The organism is Nocardia sp. NPDC059154 (assembly GCF_042755705.1).
Classification (GTDB): Bacteria; Actinomycetota; Actinomycetes; order Mycobacteriales; family Mycobacteriaceae; genus Nocardia.
Map to the genome: position 1 here is coordinate 1 of NZ_JBHZCS010000062.1, position 16889 is coordinate 16889.

Genomic DNA, 16889 nt, shown 5'->3' on the forward strand with positions numbered 1-16889 from the left:
CCCGGGCGGATCTGCGGGAGGCGGGGCGGCGGGCGACGGCCGCGGTGGAGTTCGCCGACGAGGGCCAGTTGCAGCCGCTACTGGATATGGTCAGCTGTTTCGCCGGGACCATGGAACTGCTGCGCGGGAACATCGACGCGGCCGATGAGCTGTACCAGCGGTTCACCACCCGTACCCGGCTTTCCGGCGTCGCCAATCACGCCGAGGCGGAGTTGTTCTGCGCGCTCTCGACCGGATGGGCGCGGGGTGAACTGGGGACCCTGACGGATCGGCTCGCGAACGCCTATGCGGCCCTGCCCGCGGCCGCCGCCCCGGCCTACACGCTCGCGCTGCTGCAGAGCGGACAGCGCGAGCGCGCACGCGGCGTGTACGAGGACTCGGATCCGATTGCGGCGGGCTTCTATCCGGTCCTCATGTCGGCATTGCGGGCGGTCGCCGCCATCGAGCTCGGCGACACTCCAGCAATTCAGCGGCTCTACGAATACCTGGCGCCGCACAGCGGCACCCTGATCGGCCTCGAAACCGGGATGACCGAGTTCGGCCCGATGGACTCGATCCTGGCGGCGCTGGCCGCCGCCCAGGGCGACGCCGAGGCGGCCGCCGCGCATCGCGACCGCGCCGAACGCCTACTGGAAAGGATTCGAGCCGAACTTCCCGAGTGCGGCGCCGCACTACTGCGCGCGGCCTGACGCACGAGAAATCCGGATCGAGCCATTGGCCTGAAATGTCCTCCCCGCGCTTAGAGCCGATGCCCACAGGCTTCGGCTCCCAGCGAATTCCCAGCGCCTTGATTTGCGCTGGTTAATTCTTGGCGCGCTGGTAAGCGTCGACGATCTCGGCCGGGATACGGCCGCGCGAGGAAACCTGGTGCCCCTGAGCGCGCGCCCATTCGCGGATCGCGGTGCTCTCCTCGCGGTCCACCGCCGGACGGGTGCGGCCGCCCGCGGCCACCTTGCCGGTCCGCTTGGAACGACCGACCTTGCGGGCCTTATCGGTCCACGGTTCCAGGGCCTCCCGCAGCTTGCCGGCGTTCTTGTTCGACAGGTCGATCTCGAAGTCGTTGCCGTCGATCGAGAAAAAGACGGTCTCGTCGGCCTTCGATTCGCCGTCGTAGTCGTCAACCAGAGTTACGGTGACTTTCTTCGCCATGGACTGCCCTTCCACGTGTGAGGTGCCGCTATTCGCCGAAATGTTAATGCCGCGCGATGCAGGATTCAAACCAGGCGCGAATCGAATTAGAGGCGACCAGACTATTCTGCTATTACCGCAGAGACCGTCCGGTCTTCAGCACACCCGGAATGCGGCCAACCGCCACCCGGAACGACCGTGGACAATGCGGGCGGCGAGCGCGAAACGCCGCCCGCCGCGGTCGTAACCCGCGCAAACTTCCGCCTGCCCCGGCCCGGCCATGATCACATCCACCCTGGTGAGGGTGGCGGTGCCGAGCTCCCGCCCGGGTAGCCGTCCGGCCCCCGCCAGGGTGCGCACCGCGGCCACCACCGCGGGCTCGGCCAGCGGGTCCAGCTGCCTCGCCGGACGGCGGCCGTCCAGCACCTCGAGCGCCAGCCGCAGCGCCGCACCGGCGAATTGCCTTGCCGCAGTGTTGCATTCATCACCACCCCGGGCTTTCACAGCATGCGAAGAACGCAGAAGCCGTTGCAGGCCGACCGATCCGGGCGCAGCAGACATCGATCGGCGATCCACTCGATTCCGGCATCCGGGCGATCTGCCCGCGGCGGCGGCCGGCCACTGATCGGGCTGCGGCACCCGGCGGCCCACCTCCGGTACGTGGCGGCCTGCCCTTGGAACCTGGCGGACCGGCGCCGGATTGCCACGACACTGTTCCAGCGGCGGCTCGAATCGTGGTGCGGGCAGCAGGAATCCGCCCGGCGCTGTCCTCGAGTCCACCGCTGCCCTCGAGTCCGCCGCTGCCCGCGACTCGACCACCGCTCTCGTCTCCACTCCTCCCACGGCGCGAAAGCATGGCAGCCCAGCCGAACGCAGACGGCCGAAATCAGAGTTCGCACCCTCGGGCTACTTCAGCAGCGCGAGCCGCCCCAGCAGGTCGGTGGGCAGGTAGAGCAACCGGCTGGTGGTCCACAGCTGCCCGGACTGCGGGTCGTACTGATCGGGCATGGCGACACCGGAAGGGGCGAAGGCCCGGAAACCGTGCGCGGCGGTTGTCCTGGTGGCCCGCCACTGATGGTCCGCGAAGGCCACCACCGCGGCCGCGTCGCCCGCGACCGCTGCGCCCCGGAGTGCGGCGACCTGCGCGGCCACCCCGTCGGTGGACAGATAGACCAGGGTCCCGTCGGCATTGCGCATCGGATCGATGGACACCACATCGGTCATTCCGTACCGCGAGGAGAGCACCTGGGCGATTTCGGTCTGCGCGTACACCGGGATGTCCCGATCGCCGCGCGCGGCCACCACGGCCGCGGCCAGGGCCTCGTTGACCGGTCCGGGATCGCCGACGGTGCGCGCCGGATCCGCGCCCGCCGGAATGCGATTGCCGAAGCTGTAGGCCACGATCAGCGTGGCCGAGTCGGCGGGCGCGGCAGGGATCGTCCAGAGGTCCTGCGGCGCTTGCTCGCTCGCCGGCCCGGCCGGGGACAGCGCGGCGGCCGCCTGGGCGCCGAGGCCGCCGGCCGCCGCGAGCAGCGCCGCGGAGACCGCCGCGACCGCCACCCGCACCGACCGCAACGGACCGCCGAACCGCGTGGATGTCATGGCGGCCATGCTAGCCAGCAGGCCCGAGAGCGAGCCGCAAGCACTGCACGAGAGCGAACCGCGGGCCCTGCGGCGAGAGCGAACCGGAGGCACTGCGGCGAGAGCGAACCGCAGGCACTGTGGCGGAAGCGAATTCAGTGGACCGGTTCGAGCACCTCGGCCGCCGCGACCGGCCGCAGCGTCTTGCCGAGGTCGGTGCGCAGGACCATGGCGGTGTCCAGCAGGTAGTTCTGCCGCACCTGCCACGGATGCCGATCGCCCTGGCGCGGGAAATCGCCGATCGAGCGCTGGACGTACCCGGAGGCCAGATCCAGCAGTGGCCGCTCCTGCAGGGTGCGCTGCGGCTGCGGGACCACCGCGCGGTAGCCGTTGCGGTCCATGTACCCCAGCACCTTGCAGACCAGTCGCGAGGTGAGGTCGGCGCGCAGCGTCCAGGAGGCGTTGGTGTAGCCGATGCACACCGCGAAGTTGGGCACGCCGGTCAGCATGGTGCCCTGCCAGACGAACTGCTCGGACAGCTCCACCGGTGCGCCGTCGACCACCAGGTCGACGCCGCCGAAAGCGAGCAGCTGCAGGCCGGTGGCGGTGACCACCACATCGGCCTCGAGCACCTTGCCCGACTTCAGCCGGATGCCCTCGGGCACAAAGGTTTCGATCTGATCGGTGACCACCTCGGCCTTGCCCTTGCGCATGGCCTTGAAGAAGTCGGCGTTGGGCACCGCGCACAGGCGCTGATCCCACGGGTTGTATTCGGGCGTGAAATGCTCGGCGACGAGCTTCTCGTCCTTCAGGATTCGGGTGGTGAGCCCGGTGAGCAGCTTGCGGGCGGCTGCGGGCCGACGCCGGCAGTACTGGTAGAAGCCGATGTTGAACAGGATGTTCTTGGTGCGGATGAGCCGGTGCGCCAGGTTCGGCGGCAGCAGTTCGCGCATCCGGTCGGCCACCTTGTCGTGGCCGGGGACGGCGGAGATCCAGGTGGGGCTGCGCTGCAGCATGGTCACCAGTTCGGCCTGCTCGGCCATGGCCGGGACCAGGGTGACCGCGGTCGCGCCGCTGCCGATGACCACCACGCGCTTGCCGGTGTAGTCGAAGTCCTCGGGCCAGAACTGGGGGTGCACCACGGTGCCGGCGAAGTCGGCGATGCCGGGGAACTCGGGCTGGTGGCCGTGGTCGTAGTTGTAGTAGCCGGCGCAGGAGTAGAGGAAGTTGCAGGTGAGCGTGCCGCGCTCGACGCCCTCGGAGATACGCCGCTCGAGCGTGAGGGTCCACCGCGACTCGCCGCTGTTCCATTCGGCGCCAACGACTTTGGTGCCGTACCGGATGTGCTTGTCGATGCCGTTCTCGGTGGCCGTGTCGGTGATGTAGCGCAGGATGGCCGGCCCGTCGGCGATCGACTTGGCGTCACGCCAGGGCTTGAACGGGTAGCCGAGGGTGAACATGTCGCTGTCGGAGCGGATGCCCGGGTAGCGGAACAGGTCCCAGGTGCCGCCGAGCGCATCGCGCGCCTCGAGGATGGCGTAGCTGCGGCCGGGCTGCTCGGCCTGCAGGCGATACGCCGCGCCGATGCCGGAGAGCCCGGCTCCGACGATGACGACGTCGAGGTGTTCGGCGAGAGGTTGCGCGGCGTTCATGACTTCCAGTCTGTTGCGCCCGCCATCCGGTTTCTTGACTCTGCACGACAAGTATTTGATCCTTGACGACATGTCGGTGATCAGATCCGCCGGACTGCGGGGTTTCCGCGCGACCGTGGCCGAGCTCGGCGGGGACGCCGAGGAGCTGGCCGCCGCCTGCGGACTGCCCCTCGCCGCCCTGGACACCGACGATCTACTGGTCCCCGACCATGCGGTCGGGGCGGTGCTGGAGCTGGCGGCCCATCGGCTCGACTGCCCGGATCTGGGGCTCCGGATGGCGTCGCGGCAGGACCTGGACATGCTCGGCCCGCTGGCGCTGGCCATCCGGAATGCCACCACCCTGGCCGCGGTACTCGACTGCACCTCGCGGTACCTGTTCGTGCACGCCCGCTCGCTCAGTCTGACCATGGCACCCGACCCGTACGGCGATCGCGGCGTCATCGCCCTGCGCTACGGCGCCACCGCACCCGGCCTGCCCACCCCCGTCCAGGGCACCGATCTCGGATTGGCCTTCGTACACAGGACGATTCAGCGCCTGGCCGAGGACCGCTACGGGCTGCGCTCGGTGGAGGTCCCCTACCGGCCCGCCGCCCCGATCCAGGCGTACGAGGAATTCTTCGGTGCGCCAGTGCGAATCGAGCGTCCGGCCGCACTGCTGCGGATACCGGCCGCGCTCGGCAATCGGCAACTCTCCGGCGGCGACGAGAACCTGCACCGGATGGCGATGGCCTTCCTGGCCCAGCAGGCCGGCGGCGCGGCCACGGCGATCGCGCCGCGCGTGCGGACCACCCTGCAGAAGCTGCTGGGCACCACCGCCCCTGAAATCGATGCCGTGGCACGGCTGCTCACCATCCATCCGCGCACCCTGCAGCGACGGCTGGCCGCCGAGGACACCAGCTTCGCGGCGATTCTCGACGGGGTCCGGCGCACCGAGGCGCGACGCTACCTGACCACGACGGATATGCCGATGAGCCAGGTGGCCTCGCTCATCGGTTTGTCCGAACAGTCGGTATTCACACGTTGCTGCCAGCGCTGGTGGGGTGCAACGCCGACCGCGGTGCGCAAGGGCAAAGCGGGCTGACCACACCGGATGTCAACCGGACGCCACCGAGTTTCGATGGGCCCATTGGCAAATCACGCACGGCGAGTCGCTCACGACACGCACTCGATTTGCGAGTCGCCGCGTGTCGATCATGGTCAATCGGCGCTCCCGCCCCCAGGATGTCCTGATGATCGCCGAATGCCCTTCCTGCGCATGGCCCTCTCCCACGGCCGTCTCCTCCCACCGCGGGGTGCAGTACCTGCGCTGCGTGTGCGGCCAGTGGCTGATCAGCATGCACGGGAAGGTGGTCGGCGCGGCCGGGGGCACCACGTTCAGCGGGAACAATCCCCTGGCGGAGATCGCCGGGATCCGGGATTAGCTCGCCGGCACGAAGATTCGCGCCGACTCGATGCGCAGCCCGCGGTCGGCGAAGTCCAGTTCGGCGATACCGCGGCCCTCATGGGTCTCCACCGACACCGTCACCGAGTGCCCGGCGGCAATGGCCTTGCTCCAGCGCAGGCCCTTCACCCGGGTGGTGAAGTCCTCCAGCGACATCGCGCCGTCCACACCCCACTCCAGGCGCGGGACCGGAGCCAGAACCGCACGGGCACTGGACGAGTCACCGGCGGCCACGGCATCCAGCAGCTGCCCGGCGGCCCGCTTGCCCGCCGCGCCGACACCGCGCAGGCCGGACATGAAGCCCATCGCCCCGCCGATGCCCTGGTTGCCGAGCAGCTGCGGGCCCAGCTTGGCCCCCGCCAGCAGGCCCTGCGTGCCCGATCCCAGCAGCTGGCCGATCATGCCCGCCAGCTCCCAATGTGCGCGCAGGGCAGCGATTTTCAGCGCGCCGTCCTCCTCGGCCAGGTCGTAGCGGAGATGCATGGGCACGTGCAGGGTGACCCCGGTGGACATGGTGGTGGCGATGGTGAGATCTCGGAAGACCGTCATGCCACACACCACGTCACCGGTCACGTCGAAGACGATGCCGTTGGGCGCGATGAAGGTGTCGTAGAAGCGTTCGATGGCCGCGCGCCCGATGTGCGGGCGCGAGCCGACCGGGTCCTCGACGCTGCCGTTGTCGGCGAAAAGGCCCACCCAGGCGGCCTTGTCGTGCGCGCCGACCGCCCGCGGTGACGCTTCGACGGTCGCCAATAGTTCGGCGGCGGTGGGATTCGCGGGCACAGTGTCCTCCAGATCTCGGCAAGCGCGCGCGATGATACCGAACGCCCCGGCCCCGGACTAGATGGTCGCCAGGCGCGGGAGCAGGCGTTCGGCGAATTCGGTCGCGAAGGCGATGGGATCGCCATCGGGCATGAAGTCCAGCTCGGTGATGCCCAGGGCGGCGAGCTGCTCGACCTCCCGCAGCACCTGGTCCGGATTGCCGAGGGCATCGGACACATAGACCGCGGTCTTGCGGATGGCGTCGTAGTCGCGGCCCTCGGCCTCGCAGTGCGCGCGCAGCACGGCCAGCTTGGCGGCGACCTCCTCGGGGCTGCTTGCGAAGAGATTGCAGGCGTCCGCGTAGCGGGCCACCAGCAGCAGCGTCTTGCGCTCACCGCCGCCACCGATCCGGATGGGCGGGCGCGGCCGGCTCAAAGGCGCTGGCACGCACAGCGTCTCGGCCAGCTGGTAGTGCTCGCCCTTGTACGGCCCATTGTCGGGGCCCCACATCTGCAGGCAGATCTGCAGTGTCTCCTCGAGCCGTTCGAACCGCTCGGCCATCGGGACGACCGGTACGCCGAGCCCGCGCTGTTCCCGCTCGTACCAGGACGCGCCGATGCCCAGTTCGGCCCGGCCGCCCGAGAGCACGTCGAGGGTGGTGACGATCTTGGCGAGCAGGCCGGGATACCGGTACATCACCCCGGTCACCAGCAGTCCCAGCCGCATGCGCTCGGTCAGCGCCGCCAGGTAGCCGAGGGTGGTGTAGCCCTCCAGCATGGGTTCCTCGGCGGTGCCGCGAAGCTCCATCTGGAAGTAGTGGTCCATGACCGTGAACTGCGCGAATCCGGCCTGTTCGGCAATGCGCGCGGTATGCGCCAGCGTCGACGCGATCCGGTCGGTCGCGGCGGGGTGCGAGTAGTTCCAGTAGTGCAGGCCCAGCTCCATGGCGAACTCCTCCGTTGGGGACGACATGCCTTGTTTCGTGCGTGATGCCATGCGTTCGTGCGCAATACAGTCTGCCCCACGATCACGCCGGGAAGGTCGGCGGCGGGATCGGTACCGTCGGAGGCGTGCCTGCTCTCCGGAGGGTCGTCGCAGGGATCGTCGCCGTGACGGCGCTGATCGTCGCTCTCGCGTTCGCGGGGCTGCCGGTGTTCGTGCACCCGCAGGTGGATCCGCTGCGCCGGGCCGACGCCATCGTGGTGCTCGGCGGGACGGCCTACGCGCGTTACGACGTCGGATTGCGGCTCGCCGAGGAGGGCTATGCACCCGAGCTGCTGATCTCACGATCCACCGGCCAGAACGACCCGGTGATGGACCGCTACTGCGACGGCGGGTTCGACTTCACGGTCTCCTGCTTCGTGCCGAATCCGTGGACCACCCAGGGCGAGGCCGAGGAAATCCGCCGGCGGGCCCAGGCCGGGCACTGGCAGCACATCATCGTGGTGACCTATACACCGCACGTCTCGCGCGCGCGGTACATCGTGGGGAAGTGTTTTTCCGGCCAGATCACCATGGTCGCCAGCCCCAGCGATTCGGGGCTGTTGTTCTGGTCGTGGATGTATGTGCGGCAGTCGGCGGGTTATGTGCGCGCGTTTCTGCAGCGCGGATGCTGAGCCGAAAGATGCACCACGGCCGCGCAATTGAACGGTTACGATGAGGTCCGGGCAAAGGGAAGCGCGTCCGTCGCGGGGGTGGATGCGGGTGCGGGAGGATTTCCGGTGCGTATCGACGACCTTCGTGCCGTGCGGGACAGCGAGCTGACGGCCGACCTGTGCATTATCGGGTCCGGACCGGCGGGTCTGACCCTGGCTGCCGAACTCGCGGGAAGTTCGCTACGGGTGCTGGTGCTGGAGAGCGGCGGGCGCGAACTCGCCCCCGGCACAGATGCGCTCAATGACATCGAGAATATCGGCGCGGCGCGGGCCCAGCCGTATCGCAATGCCCGCAATCGCATTCTGGGCGGCAGTTCGCACACCTGGAGCGGACGCTGCGCACCGCTGGACGAACTGGATTTCGCGGCCCGCGCCTGGGTCCCGTTCTCCGGCTGGCCGATCGGATTCGCCGAGGTCCAACCATATCTGGATCGGGCGGCGGGACATCTGGGACTGGGGTACGGGGCCGGGTTCACCGGCGACCGGTTCTGGGAGCTGGCCGACCGGACACCGGCCCATCCGGAGGTGGACCGGCGCTGGCTGCGGCCCTACTTCTGGCAGATCAGCAAGGACCCGGCGGATCCGTTCGACTCCAAGCGATTCGGCGTCCACGCCGGGGAAATCTCTGCGGCCAATGTTCGAATTCTGCTGAATGCCACTGTTTCCCATATCGATACCGATCCGGACGGCACCCGGGCCGAGGCATTACGGGTGGTGGATTCCGACGGAAATGCCCGTATTGTGCGTGCGACGCGAATTGTGCTGGCCGCCGGAGGAATCGAAAACGCGCGCCTGCTGCTCGCGTCGAATCGCATTGTGCCGGAAGGTATCGGTAATCGTCACGACGTGGTGGGCCGGTATCTGCTGGATCATCGTTGCGGTGTGGTGGGCGCGCTGGACCCGCACACCTCGGCCGCCGCGCGTGACCGGTTCGGCAAATACGTGGTGAAAACCCGCGGCGGTAAGCACACCTTTCTGCACGGGCTGGCGCTGTCGCCGGAAATCCAGGCCGGCGAGGGACTCCTCAACTGCGCCCTGTGGATTCAGGAGGTACCCGCCGAGGACGACCCCTGGGAGTCGGTGAAGAACCTGTTGCGCGGGCATATGAACCTGCACGACGCCCGCACCGTCGCCAGCCATCCCGGCCTGCTGCTCTCCGGGGCCAAACGCCGGCTCATCGACCACACCGGCCTGCCGCGCAAGCTCGAACATGTGGAACTGCGCTGCATGGTGGAGCAGACCCCGGATCCGCGCAGCCGGATCACGTTGAGCGACACCGTGGATCGCCTCGGCATGCCGCATCCGCGCATCGACTGGCAGGTCAGCGTCCAGGAGGACGCCACCGTCCGCCGCGCCGCCGCCCTGGTCGCCGGCGAGTTCGCCCGCCTCGGCTATCGCCCGCCCGCCCTGGACGAATGGGTCCGCGAGGCCAGTGATCTCCCGGTCCGGCTGACCGACTGGGCGCACCCCACCGGCGCGACCCGCATGTCGGCGGACCCGCGCACCGGCGTCGTGGACGGCGACTGTCGCGTGCACGGCATGAGCAACCTCTATATCGCCGGCAGCTCGGTCTTCCCCACCAACGGCCACGCCAACCCCACCCTGACCATCGTCGCGCTGGCCGTGCGGCTGGCCGACAAGCTGCGCGGCGCCGCCTGACGGGTGCACCGAAAGACCCGCCGAGCTCGAAAGCTGCGGCGGGCCAGGGTTTTCGGCGCGCGATTACTGCTTGGGCAGCGGGAGGTCGATGCCGCCGACGTCGGTGACCTTCCAGTCGCTCCTGGGGTCGACACTCACCGTGTAGTAGATGGTGGTGAGGACACCGTCCGGGTTCTGCGCATTGGTGGAGTTGACGTTCAGATAGACGTTCACCTTGTAGGCGCCGTTGTCGCGATTGGTGACCTGCGAGCTGAGCAGGGTCGGGCTCGAGGTCCACTTCAGCGGAACCAGGATCTCCTGCAGCTTCGAGGAGGTGGCATCGAACTTGCTCGCCAGCGCCGGGGTGGTGTTGGACTTGAGGCGAGCGGTCCAGGCATTGAAGTCGGAGAAGTTGAGGTTGGCCGCGCCCATGGCGTAGTCGGAGGCCACCTGCTCGGCGTGCTTGTCGTTCGCGGCCTGGGCGTCGCGGTCCTTCAGGTCGCCGCGCGCGGACTGCCACAGCACGGTGACCGTCACCAGCGCGCCGACGAGCAGCACCGCGGCGACCGCGGTCACCAGGGTCGAGACCTTCAGCTGCACCGTCTTGCCCGGGGCGGGCGCGGGATCCGGGTCGACCGGCTGCTTCGATTCGGTGTCCTGAGACATGGTCTCCTCCTTGCTGGTACTGCTATTTCACGCCGACCTGCACGCGCACGGCACCGTCACCGGTGGACGCGAGCGCCTGCGAGATCAAGCTGCTGATATTGAGCTGAGGCCCGGCGGTGCGCGCCGCGTCGGCGAGCGGCTGCAATTGGGGCGCGAGGGTCTTCAATTCGGGTCCGGCCTGCTGCAGCCACTCGGTCAGCTTGGCGAGGAAGGGCGCCAATCCGTTGCCGGAGACATATGCCTGCGGCCCGGGGGCACGGTCGACCAGTCTACCGACGGCATTGATGAGCTCCTCGAGCGACTGCTCGAACTGCACGAACGCCGGTGCCGCGGCCGCCGTGGCCTCGCCCATGCCATCGATATTCGAGGCCGCCGCCTGGAAGCTGTTGAGTAGCTGAGCAATCTTGGGTTCGCGGCTCATAATCGCGGCGGCCAGTAGATCACCGGCGCGGGCCAGGTTCGGCATGGCCGAATCCGTGTCGTGGAAGGCCGCTCCCAGCGTGCTCGCCAGCGAGGCCGCGACCTTCGGGTCGAGCTGGTTCATGACCTTGTTGACCAGTCGCGACACCTCGGGAATGGACAGCGGCGACTTCACCGCGGCGGCATCCAGGCGCTGGCCGTCCCTCAGGTACGGCCCGCCCGCGGTACGGGGCCGGAATTCCACGAACGGCTCGCCCAGCGCGGACAGCTGCTCGATGGTGACGTCACTGTCGGTGGGCAGCCTGCGGTCCCCGTCGATGCGGAAGCCCACCTCGATGCCGCGCGCGGTGGAGTCCACCGACGTGATCCTGCCGACCCGCATGCCGGTGAGCAGGATGGGCGACCCCACGCTCAGCCCACCGGAATTCGCCATCACCATGGACCCGTCGGTGTGGTGCGCGAACGGATCCGCCCGCACCACGCCGAAGGTCAGATAGCTCGCGCCCACCACGGTGACGGCCGCGATGCCGCCCAGCGACGCCAGCGAACCCCACTTCATCGCACCGCTCCGATCATGCGCAGCCCGGCCAGAATGTTGGTGACCTGATCGTCTCGGGAGACCGAATCCGCCTGGATGCCGGTGATGTTCACTTTGGGCCCGTTCTCGACGAACGGAATCAGCTTGTCCCGCAGCAGCGAGGTCAGCAGCGACAGGTTCGAGGGCACCGACAGGTCCAGCGGCCGTCCCGAAAGCACCAGCGGTGCAAAGGATTGCGTCACCGGATCCAGCGCGGTGGCCAGCGGGGCCAGCCACACCAGCGACTGCCCGAGCTGGCCGAGCACGGCGAAGATCTGCGTGACGCCCTTGATCGAGCCGGTGATCCCGGTCATGGCGTCCACCGACTCCTGGCTGAGCTCGTGGTCCAGGAAGTCCGCGCGATCGTGCAGCACCTGGGCGTTCACACCCAGACCGTCGAGCAGCTTGTCGACCTGGTCCAGATTGGCCGCCAGATCCACCGCGTTCCCGGCCGCGTTCTGCGCGATCCGCTTGGTCTCCTCGGGATCGCGGGGCAGCACCGCATTGAAGTGGTTGATGATGTCCTGCAACTGATTCACGGCCCCACCCTGGGTGAAGGCGGCCAGCGCGGCCATGGTGTCCTCGAGCTGCACCGGCGGGCGAGTGTGGTCCTGGGTGATGGTGCCGCCGTCCTTCAGCAGCGACCCGAACCCGTCCGGCGGCGTGGTCAGCGCCAGATGGATGTCACCCAGCACCGTGTTCTGCCGCAGCTCGGCCACCGTCGTGACCGGCAGCTGCACCTTGGACGAGATGTCCGCGTCCACCACGACATAGCCGCCGCGCCCGCCCGCGTGCGCCGAATCCACCACGCGCACACCGCCGACCGAACCGACCTGCGCGCCATTCGCGATGACCTTGGCCTTCGCGGGCAGATTCAGCACATTGCCGAACTCGATGTGAATCCGGTAGGTGGGCCCCGAAATCGTGGTGCCCGGCACCGGCACCGAGGACGGGTCGAAGGCACAGCCCCCCGCCCCGGCGAACAACCCGGCAGCCAGCACAGCGGCTCCGGCACGCCTGGCCGCACGTCCCCGCGGACGCATGTCGGAGCCTGCCCCCTGCGCAGGCTTCGACCACGCCGAGCCGCCCTCTCCCGCACCGGAACCAGGCCGGGTGGCGACGACGATCTCCCAGCGTCCGAACCTCATCGCACACCTGCCATTCCGAGCACCAACGGGACCAGCGGGACGTTCACCATGCCGTTGGCGGCGTCGGTGCAGCTGCCCGGGGTGACGGCATTGACGGCGGCGCAGACCTGTTCGGCCTGCGGGGCCGGCAGGGCCGCGCGCGGAGAGCCGTAGGTGATGCCGTTGCCCATGATGTTCTGGGCCGCAGTGGTCAGCACCGGGAGTTTCAGCATGACCTCGGAGAGCGAGCCGACATTGGCGCGCAGCAGCCGGACCAGCGGCAGGGTGTCGTCGAGACCGCGCATGATCGGGTCGCCCGCGATGGTGACCAGATCATTGAGCATGGGCAGCACCTCACCGAGCCGGTCGATGAGTTGCGCACCGGGACCGAGCAATTCGGTGCTGGCATTGTTCAGGGCGGGGGCCAGCCGCAGCAGCATGGAGCGCAGGTCGCCCCAGTGCTGCTCGACCTTCGCACCGACCGCGGCGAAGGCGTCGAAGATGCCCGCCAGGTGCCCGATGTCGGCATCCGGCTGGGCCAGCGCCGAACCCAGCTTCTCGACGATCTCATTGATCTGCGGGCCCGCGCCCTGGGTGGCCGAGTCCAGCGCGGACAGGCCGTGCGCCAGCGCATCCGGGGCCTGCGCCTGCTGCAGCTGCGCGGACAAGTCGGCCAGCGCCGTCAGGGTCTCGGTAATGCTCTTGGGCGTCAAAGTTTTGGTGATGCACTGCGACGAATCCCAGTGCGCCAGATCCTTGCCACTGTTGAGCACCGCGAGATTGCGATCGGCCACAATGGAATCAGAGACCGTGGTGGCGGCGGCGTCCGCGTACACGGGGTACTTCGCGTCGACGGAGAACTTCACCTTGACCTTGGTGCCGTCCGAATCGATGGAATCGACGGTGCCGACCGGGATTCCGCGCATGGTCACCTTGTTGCCCGCGTACAGACCGACCGCGTCGGGCATGACAGCGCAGTAGGAGACTGTCTTCTTCATCGGGTCGAACCACAGGAGGTACCCGACCACCGCCAGCAGTACCACCAGCACCGCACCGGCGACCGACATGAACGCCTGCGATCCGAGCATCCGCTTGAACATCAGCAGTCCTTCCCCGGCACCGGAATGCACACCTGCGGCTGTGCCGCGGGCTGCTGCGGCTGCGCCACCGGCTGCTCCGACAGCGCGACGGTCTGCTGCGACTGGTCGATCTGCACGCCGCCGTCCGGAATCGCCAGGTCCGACAGCTTCTTCTGCAGGTCCTGCGCGGCGGTCAGGGTCGGGGTGAACTTCTGGCCGAGCTGTTCGAGCTGGGTGATGGCGTCGGTCAGCTTGGGCTTCAGATCCGACCAGGTGGGTTCCGCGCCGCCGAGCCGGCCGAGCACATCGCTGAGCAGCCGGATGGCCTCGGCCATCTCGGCATGCTTGTCGTCGAGCACGGTGACCAGCAGGTTGGCATTGTCCATGAGCCGGCCCAGATCGGATTTCGCGCCGTCGTACATGCGCACGTACTCGTCGGCCACGGCCACGGCATTGGACACCTGGCTGCGCTGTTTGTCCAGCGCGTCCACATAGGTGTCGACCGTGGCCAGCGTGGTGCGCAGGGTGTCGGGCGAGCCGTCGATCGAATTGCCCAGTGCCGCAAGGTTCTTGTTCAGCGTCGAGCCGTCGATCTTGGAGAGCGGGGCGGCCGCGTCCTGGAAGGTCTCGATCAGGCTGTAGGGCAGGCGCACCCGGTCCGCCGGAATGGCCGCCGACCCCAGCGGCTTGCTCCCGGCCGGGAACACCGCCACATAGTGGCCGCCGACAATGGTCAGCATGCGAATGTCGAGGGAGGTCTGATCGCCCAAGAACACATCGGATTTCACCGTGAAGCGCATGACGACCTTGTCCGGCTTCAATTCCAGCGACTTCACCTCGCCGACCGAGATGCCGGCGATGCGCACATCGTCGCCCGCCTTCACCGACTGCGCCTCGGACAGTTCCGCGGTGTAGGTGTGCTTGCCGAACGGGATCACGTACAGCGCACCGGCCGCGGTCAGGCCCAGCACCACCAGCACCGCGCCGATGATGCCCTTGCGCAGGTGCCGCTTCTGCTTGGTGGCGTCGTCGACCACCCGATCGTCACGTTTCAAACCGAGCCCGCTCGAGAAGCGGGGCAATGTCATCCGTTGCATATCGCCACCTGCTGTCCCGACACGAGCACCCTGACCACCGCCGGCACATCGGCGGTTCCCTTGCTGCACACCGGCTTCCAGCCGCTGGGGCTGGTCGGCAGGGCCGCGTCGGCCGCGCCGAGCACCGCGGGCAGGCGGCCGAAGGCGTCCACCGCCTCCTTGGCGTCGGGGAAGATCTTGCGGATCAGCGCGTCCACATCGGACCCGCTGTCGATCCCCAGCGAGCGCAGCAGATTGTCGATGGGCCGCAGCACCGAGGGCGCGGTGACCGCGAATTGCGCCAGGCCGCCGATGTTCTGCTGCAAAGCCTCGAAGATGTCGGAGAGCTGCTTCAGCAGCGGCACCAGGTAGTGCACGCGCCCGCCCAGCCGGTCCGACAGATCCGACATGTTGTGGATCAGCGTCGAGATCACCTGCTGCCGGTTGTCCACGTACGACGCCAGTTTCCCGATCGCGTCCATGGCCGGGCCGATCCCGCTGCCGTCACCCTCGATCAGGGCCACCATGCTGGCGCTGAACTGGTTGATGGCCTCCGGGGAAATGGTCTGCAGCACCGGCTTCAGGCCGTTGAACAGCTGCGTCACATCGAATGACGGGACGGTGTGGTCCTCGCCGATGCGCGCGCCCGCCGGAATCCGGTTGCCCGGCTGCGGCTGCTGCTGCAGATCGATGTACCGCTGCCCGGTCAGATTCTGGTAGCGGATGGCCAGCTTGGAGTTGTCGTAGACGGGCGCATCGGTCTTGACCGACAACTGCACCCGCGCCTTCGCACCCTCGAGACCGATCTGCTTCACCTTGCCGACCTGCACGCCGAACATGCGCACGTCGTCGCCGACCTTCAAACCGTTGGCGTCGGTGAAGATGGCATCGTGGGTCTCGGTCTTCCCCGACACCGGGCGCTGAATCGCGGTGAGCACCAACATGAGCACCGCCACGATGACGCCCGCGAACAAGGCCAGCCGCCAGGCTGCGGCTTTCACATGCCCACCCGTCGCCCCACCGCCACCCCTGATGGAATCGCTGCGCGATGCACGCCTCATTTGGCCCCTCCCAGCAGCGGCACCGCGATGGCAGGCACACCCTTCAGGTCGATCTCCACATTCAGCACCGTCCCCTGCCCGGTGTCCGGCATGGCCGCGCGCAAACGCTCCAGCAGCAGGCGCAATTCGGCCGCGGACTGCTGCGGCTGCGGCACCATCTGCGCCAGCGCGGTCAGCACCGGCACCAGCATGTCGGTGGTGCCGGAAAGCTGATTCCCGGCCTGGGTGAAGGTGGTCGCCAGCGCCGGCAGCAGCTGACCGGTGACCGTCGCGACGCCCTTGTCGTAGGCGGCGCGGCCGGTCTGCAGCCGCTGCATGCTGCGGATCAGATCCACCACCTGCACGGTCGCGCCCGCGAACCGGCCGCCGCCGTCGAAGGCCGGGCCGAGGTTGCCGAACAGCTCCGACATCGGCATCTTCTGGTTGTCGGTAATGGTGCGCTGCGCGGTGATGAGCGCCTGCGCCAGCGGCATGAGCGCCTGGGTATCGGCCGCGGCCTGTGCGATCACCGACGCCATCTGCGGGGTCAGCACCGAACCGCCCACCTGCGAGGCGCTGCGCAGCAGCGAGCCCATGGTGGCGTCGTAGACCGCGGCGGCGTGGCTGCCGGTGAAGTCCAGCACCGTGCCCGAGCGCAGCGGGGAACCGCCCGCGCCCCTGCGCAATTCGATCTCGCTGATGCCGAAGAGGTTGGCCGGCGCGTAGTCCACCTGCAGGCTGTCGTCCAGCCCGAACAGCTCGGCATCATCGAGCCGCAGCGAAATCTGCTGTGTCCCGTGCCGATCCGGCGCGATCTCGGTGACCTTGCCGATCACCACGCCATTGGCCCGCACGTCGGTGCCGACCAGCACGCCGTCACCGATCTGCTCGGTGTGCAGTGAAATCGGCAGTCCGGTCTCGGTTTTCTGTGACCGGTACAGCGCCCAGCCCGCCACCACGGCCACCACCAGCGCCAGCGCGACGGTGCCGACCGTCATCGCCCGCTTGCGATCGACGGCCACACCCGGCATTCCGTAATTCGGCATC

Annotated in this window: 17 protein-coding genes and 1 pseudogene; 5 read left to right on the forward strand and 13 right to left on the reverse strand. The window is 68.4% G+C overall.

Annotation, left to right across the window (positions count from 1 at the left end; all coding sequences use genetic code 11):
- Nucleotides 1–689 (forward strand): annotated as a pseudogene (locus ACFXN1_RS38300) (hypothetical protein); the annotation flags it as partial.
- A 112-nt stretch (nucleotides 690–801) separates the two neighbouring features.
- On the opposite strand, the gene ACFXN1_RS38305 reads toward ACFXN1_RS38300, so the two are convergent.
- From ACFXN1_RS38305 to ACFXN1_RS38320, 4 genes are all read right to left on the reverse strand, one after another.
- On the reverse strand, nucleotides 802–1149 hold the full coding sequence (locus tag ACFXN1_RS38305; RefSeq protein ID WP_040860441.1) for an Lsr2 family protein: 348 nt from the start codon (nucleotides 1147–1149) through the stop codon (nucleotides 802–804).
- Nucleotides 1150–1284: 135 nt separating this feature from the next.
- Nucleotides 1285–1689 (reverse strand): Rv3235 family protein, encoded by a 405-nt coding sequence (locus ACFXN1_RS38310; RefSeq protein ID WP_379400614.1) that lies wholly within the window; start codon nucleotides 1687–1689, stop codon nucleotides 1285–1287.
- Nucleotides 1690–2034: 345 nt separating this feature from the next.
- Entirely contained in the window at nucleotides 2035–2730 is a 696-nt protein-coding gene (locus tag ACFXN1_RS38315) for a hypothetical protein (protein WP_379436463.1), read from the reverse strand.
- A gap of 134 nt (nucleotides 2731–2864) precedes the next feature.
- A complete protein-coding gene (locus ACFXN1_RS38320) occupies nucleotides 2865–4361 on the reverse strand; it encodes a flavin-containing monooxygenase (RefSeq protein WP_379436462.1) in 1497 nt (498 codons plus the stop codon).
- A gap of 70 nt (nucleotides 4362–4431) precedes the next feature.
- On the opposite strand from ACFXN1_RS38320, the gene ACFXN1_RS38325 reads away from it, so the two are divergent.
- Entirely contained in the window at nucleotides 4432–5442 is a 1011-nt protein-coding gene (locus tag ACFXN1_RS38325; RefSeq protein WP_379400617.1) for an AraC family transcriptional regulator, read from the forward strand.
- 112 nt (nucleotides 5443–5554) lie between these two features.
- Complete coding sequence (locus ACFXN1_RS38330) at nucleotides 5555–5782, forward strand: hypothetical protein (RefSeq protein ID WP_379436556.1); 228 nt, start codon at nucleotides 5555–5557, stop codon at nucleotides 5780–5782.
- Here ACFXN1_RS38330 and ACFXN1_RS38335 read toward each other — a convergent pair.
- Both ACFXN1_RS38335 and ACFXN1_RS38340 read right to left on the reverse strand, forming a co-directional pair.
- Nucleotides 5779–6585, reverse strand: a complete 807-nt coding sequence (locus ACFXN1_RS38335; RefSeq protein ID WP_379436460.1) for a nuclear transport factor 2 family protein — start codon at nucleotides 6583–6585, stop codon at nucleotides 5779–5781. The genes ACFXN1_RS38330 and ACFXN1_RS38335 overlap by 4 nt on opposite strands.
- 57 nt (nucleotides 6586–6642) lie before the next feature.
- Nucleotides 6643–7509: an LLM class F420-dependent oxidoreductase gene (locus tag ACFXN1_RS38340; RefSeq protein WP_379436555.1), complete on the reverse strand. Its 867-nt coding sequence runs from the start codon at nucleotides 7507–7509 to the stop codon at nucleotides 6643–6645.
- Between the two features lie 125 nt (nucleotides 7510–7634).
- Here ACFXN1_RS38340 and ACFXN1_RS38345 point away from each other — a divergent pair, with 125 nt between their 5' ends.
- Together ACFXN1_RS38345 and ACFXN1_RS38350 are read left to right on the forward strand one after the other, a co-directional pair.
- Nucleotides 7635–8180: a YdcF family protein gene (locus ACFXN1_RS38345; protein ID WP_379436459.1), complete on the forward strand. Its 546-nt coding sequence runs from the start codon at nucleotides 7635–7637 to the stop codon at nucleotides 8178–8180.
- Between the two features lie 105 nt (nucleotides 8181–8285).
- Complete coding sequence (locus tag ACFXN1_RS38350; RefSeq protein WP_379436457.1) at nucleotides 8286–9878, forward strand: GMC oxidoreductase; 1593 nt, start codon at nucleotides 8286–8288, stop codon at nucleotides 9876–9878.
- Nucleotides 9879–9941: 63 nt separating this feature from the next.
- Here ACFXN1_RS38350 and ACFXN1_RS38355 read toward each other — a convergent pair whose 3' ends face one another.
- Genes ACFXN1_RS38355 through ACFXN1_RS38385 form a run of 7 tightly spaced genes read right to left on the reverse strand, consistent with a single transcriptional unit; the run spans nucleotide 9942 to nucleotide 16888 of the window.
- Nucleotides 9942–10523: a hypothetical protein gene (locus ACFXN1_RS38355; protein WP_379400621.1), complete on the reverse strand. Its 582-nt coding sequence runs from the start codon at nucleotides 10521–10523 to the stop codon at nucleotides 9942–9944.
- 22 nt (nucleotides 10524–10545) lie between these two features.
- Nucleotides 10546–11502 (reverse strand): MlaD family protein, encoded by a 957-nt coding sequence (locus ACFXN1_RS38360; protein WP_379436456.1) that lies wholly within the window; start codon nucleotides 11500–11502, stop codon nucleotides 10546–10548.
- On the reverse strand, nucleotides 11499–12668 hold the full coding sequence (locus tag ACFXN1_RS38365) for an MlaD family protein (RefSeq protein ID WP_379436454.1): 1170 nt from the start codon (nucleotides 12666–12668) through the stop codon (nucleotides 11499–11501). Before ACFXN1_RS38365 ends, ACFXN1_RS38360 begins: the two co-directional genes overlap by 4 nt.
- The gene (locus tag ACFXN1_RS38370; protein ID WP_379436453.1) at nucleotides 12665–13747 is read right to left on the reverse strand and encodes an MlaD family protein; all 1083 of its coding nucleotides are present in this window, start codon (nucleotides 13745–13747) and stop codon (nucleotides 12665–12667) included. The genes ACFXN1_RS38365 and ACFXN1_RS38370 overlap by 4 nt, the downstream gene beginning before the upstream one ends.
- Nucleotides 13747–14823, reverse strand: coding sequence for an MlaD family protein (locus tag ACFXN1_RS38375; protein WP_379436452.1), 1077 nt, complete (start codon nucleotides 14821–14823; stop codon nucleotides 13747–13749). The genes ACFXN1_RS38370 and ACFXN1_RS38375 overlap by 1 nt, the downstream gene beginning before the upstream one ends.
- Nucleotides 14811–15863 (reverse strand): MlaD family protein, encoded by a 1053-nt coding sequence (locus tag ACFXN1_RS38380; protein WP_379436450.1) that lies wholly within the window; start codon nucleotides 15861–15863, stop codon nucleotides 14811–14813. The genes ACFXN1_RS38375 and ACFXN1_RS38380 overlap by 13 nt, the downstream gene beginning before the upstream one ends.
- Nucleotides 15860–16888 carry a mammalian cell entry protein gene (locus ACFXN1_RS38385; protein ID WP_379436449.1) on the reverse strand — a complete coding sequence of 343 codons (1029 nt, stop codon included), beginning with the start codon at nucleotides 16886–16888 and terminating at the stop codon, nucleotides 15860–15862. The genes ACFXN1_RS38380 and ACFXN1_RS38385 overlap by 4 nt, the downstream gene beginning before the upstream one ends.
- Nucleotide 16889 lies beyond the last annotated feature (1 nt).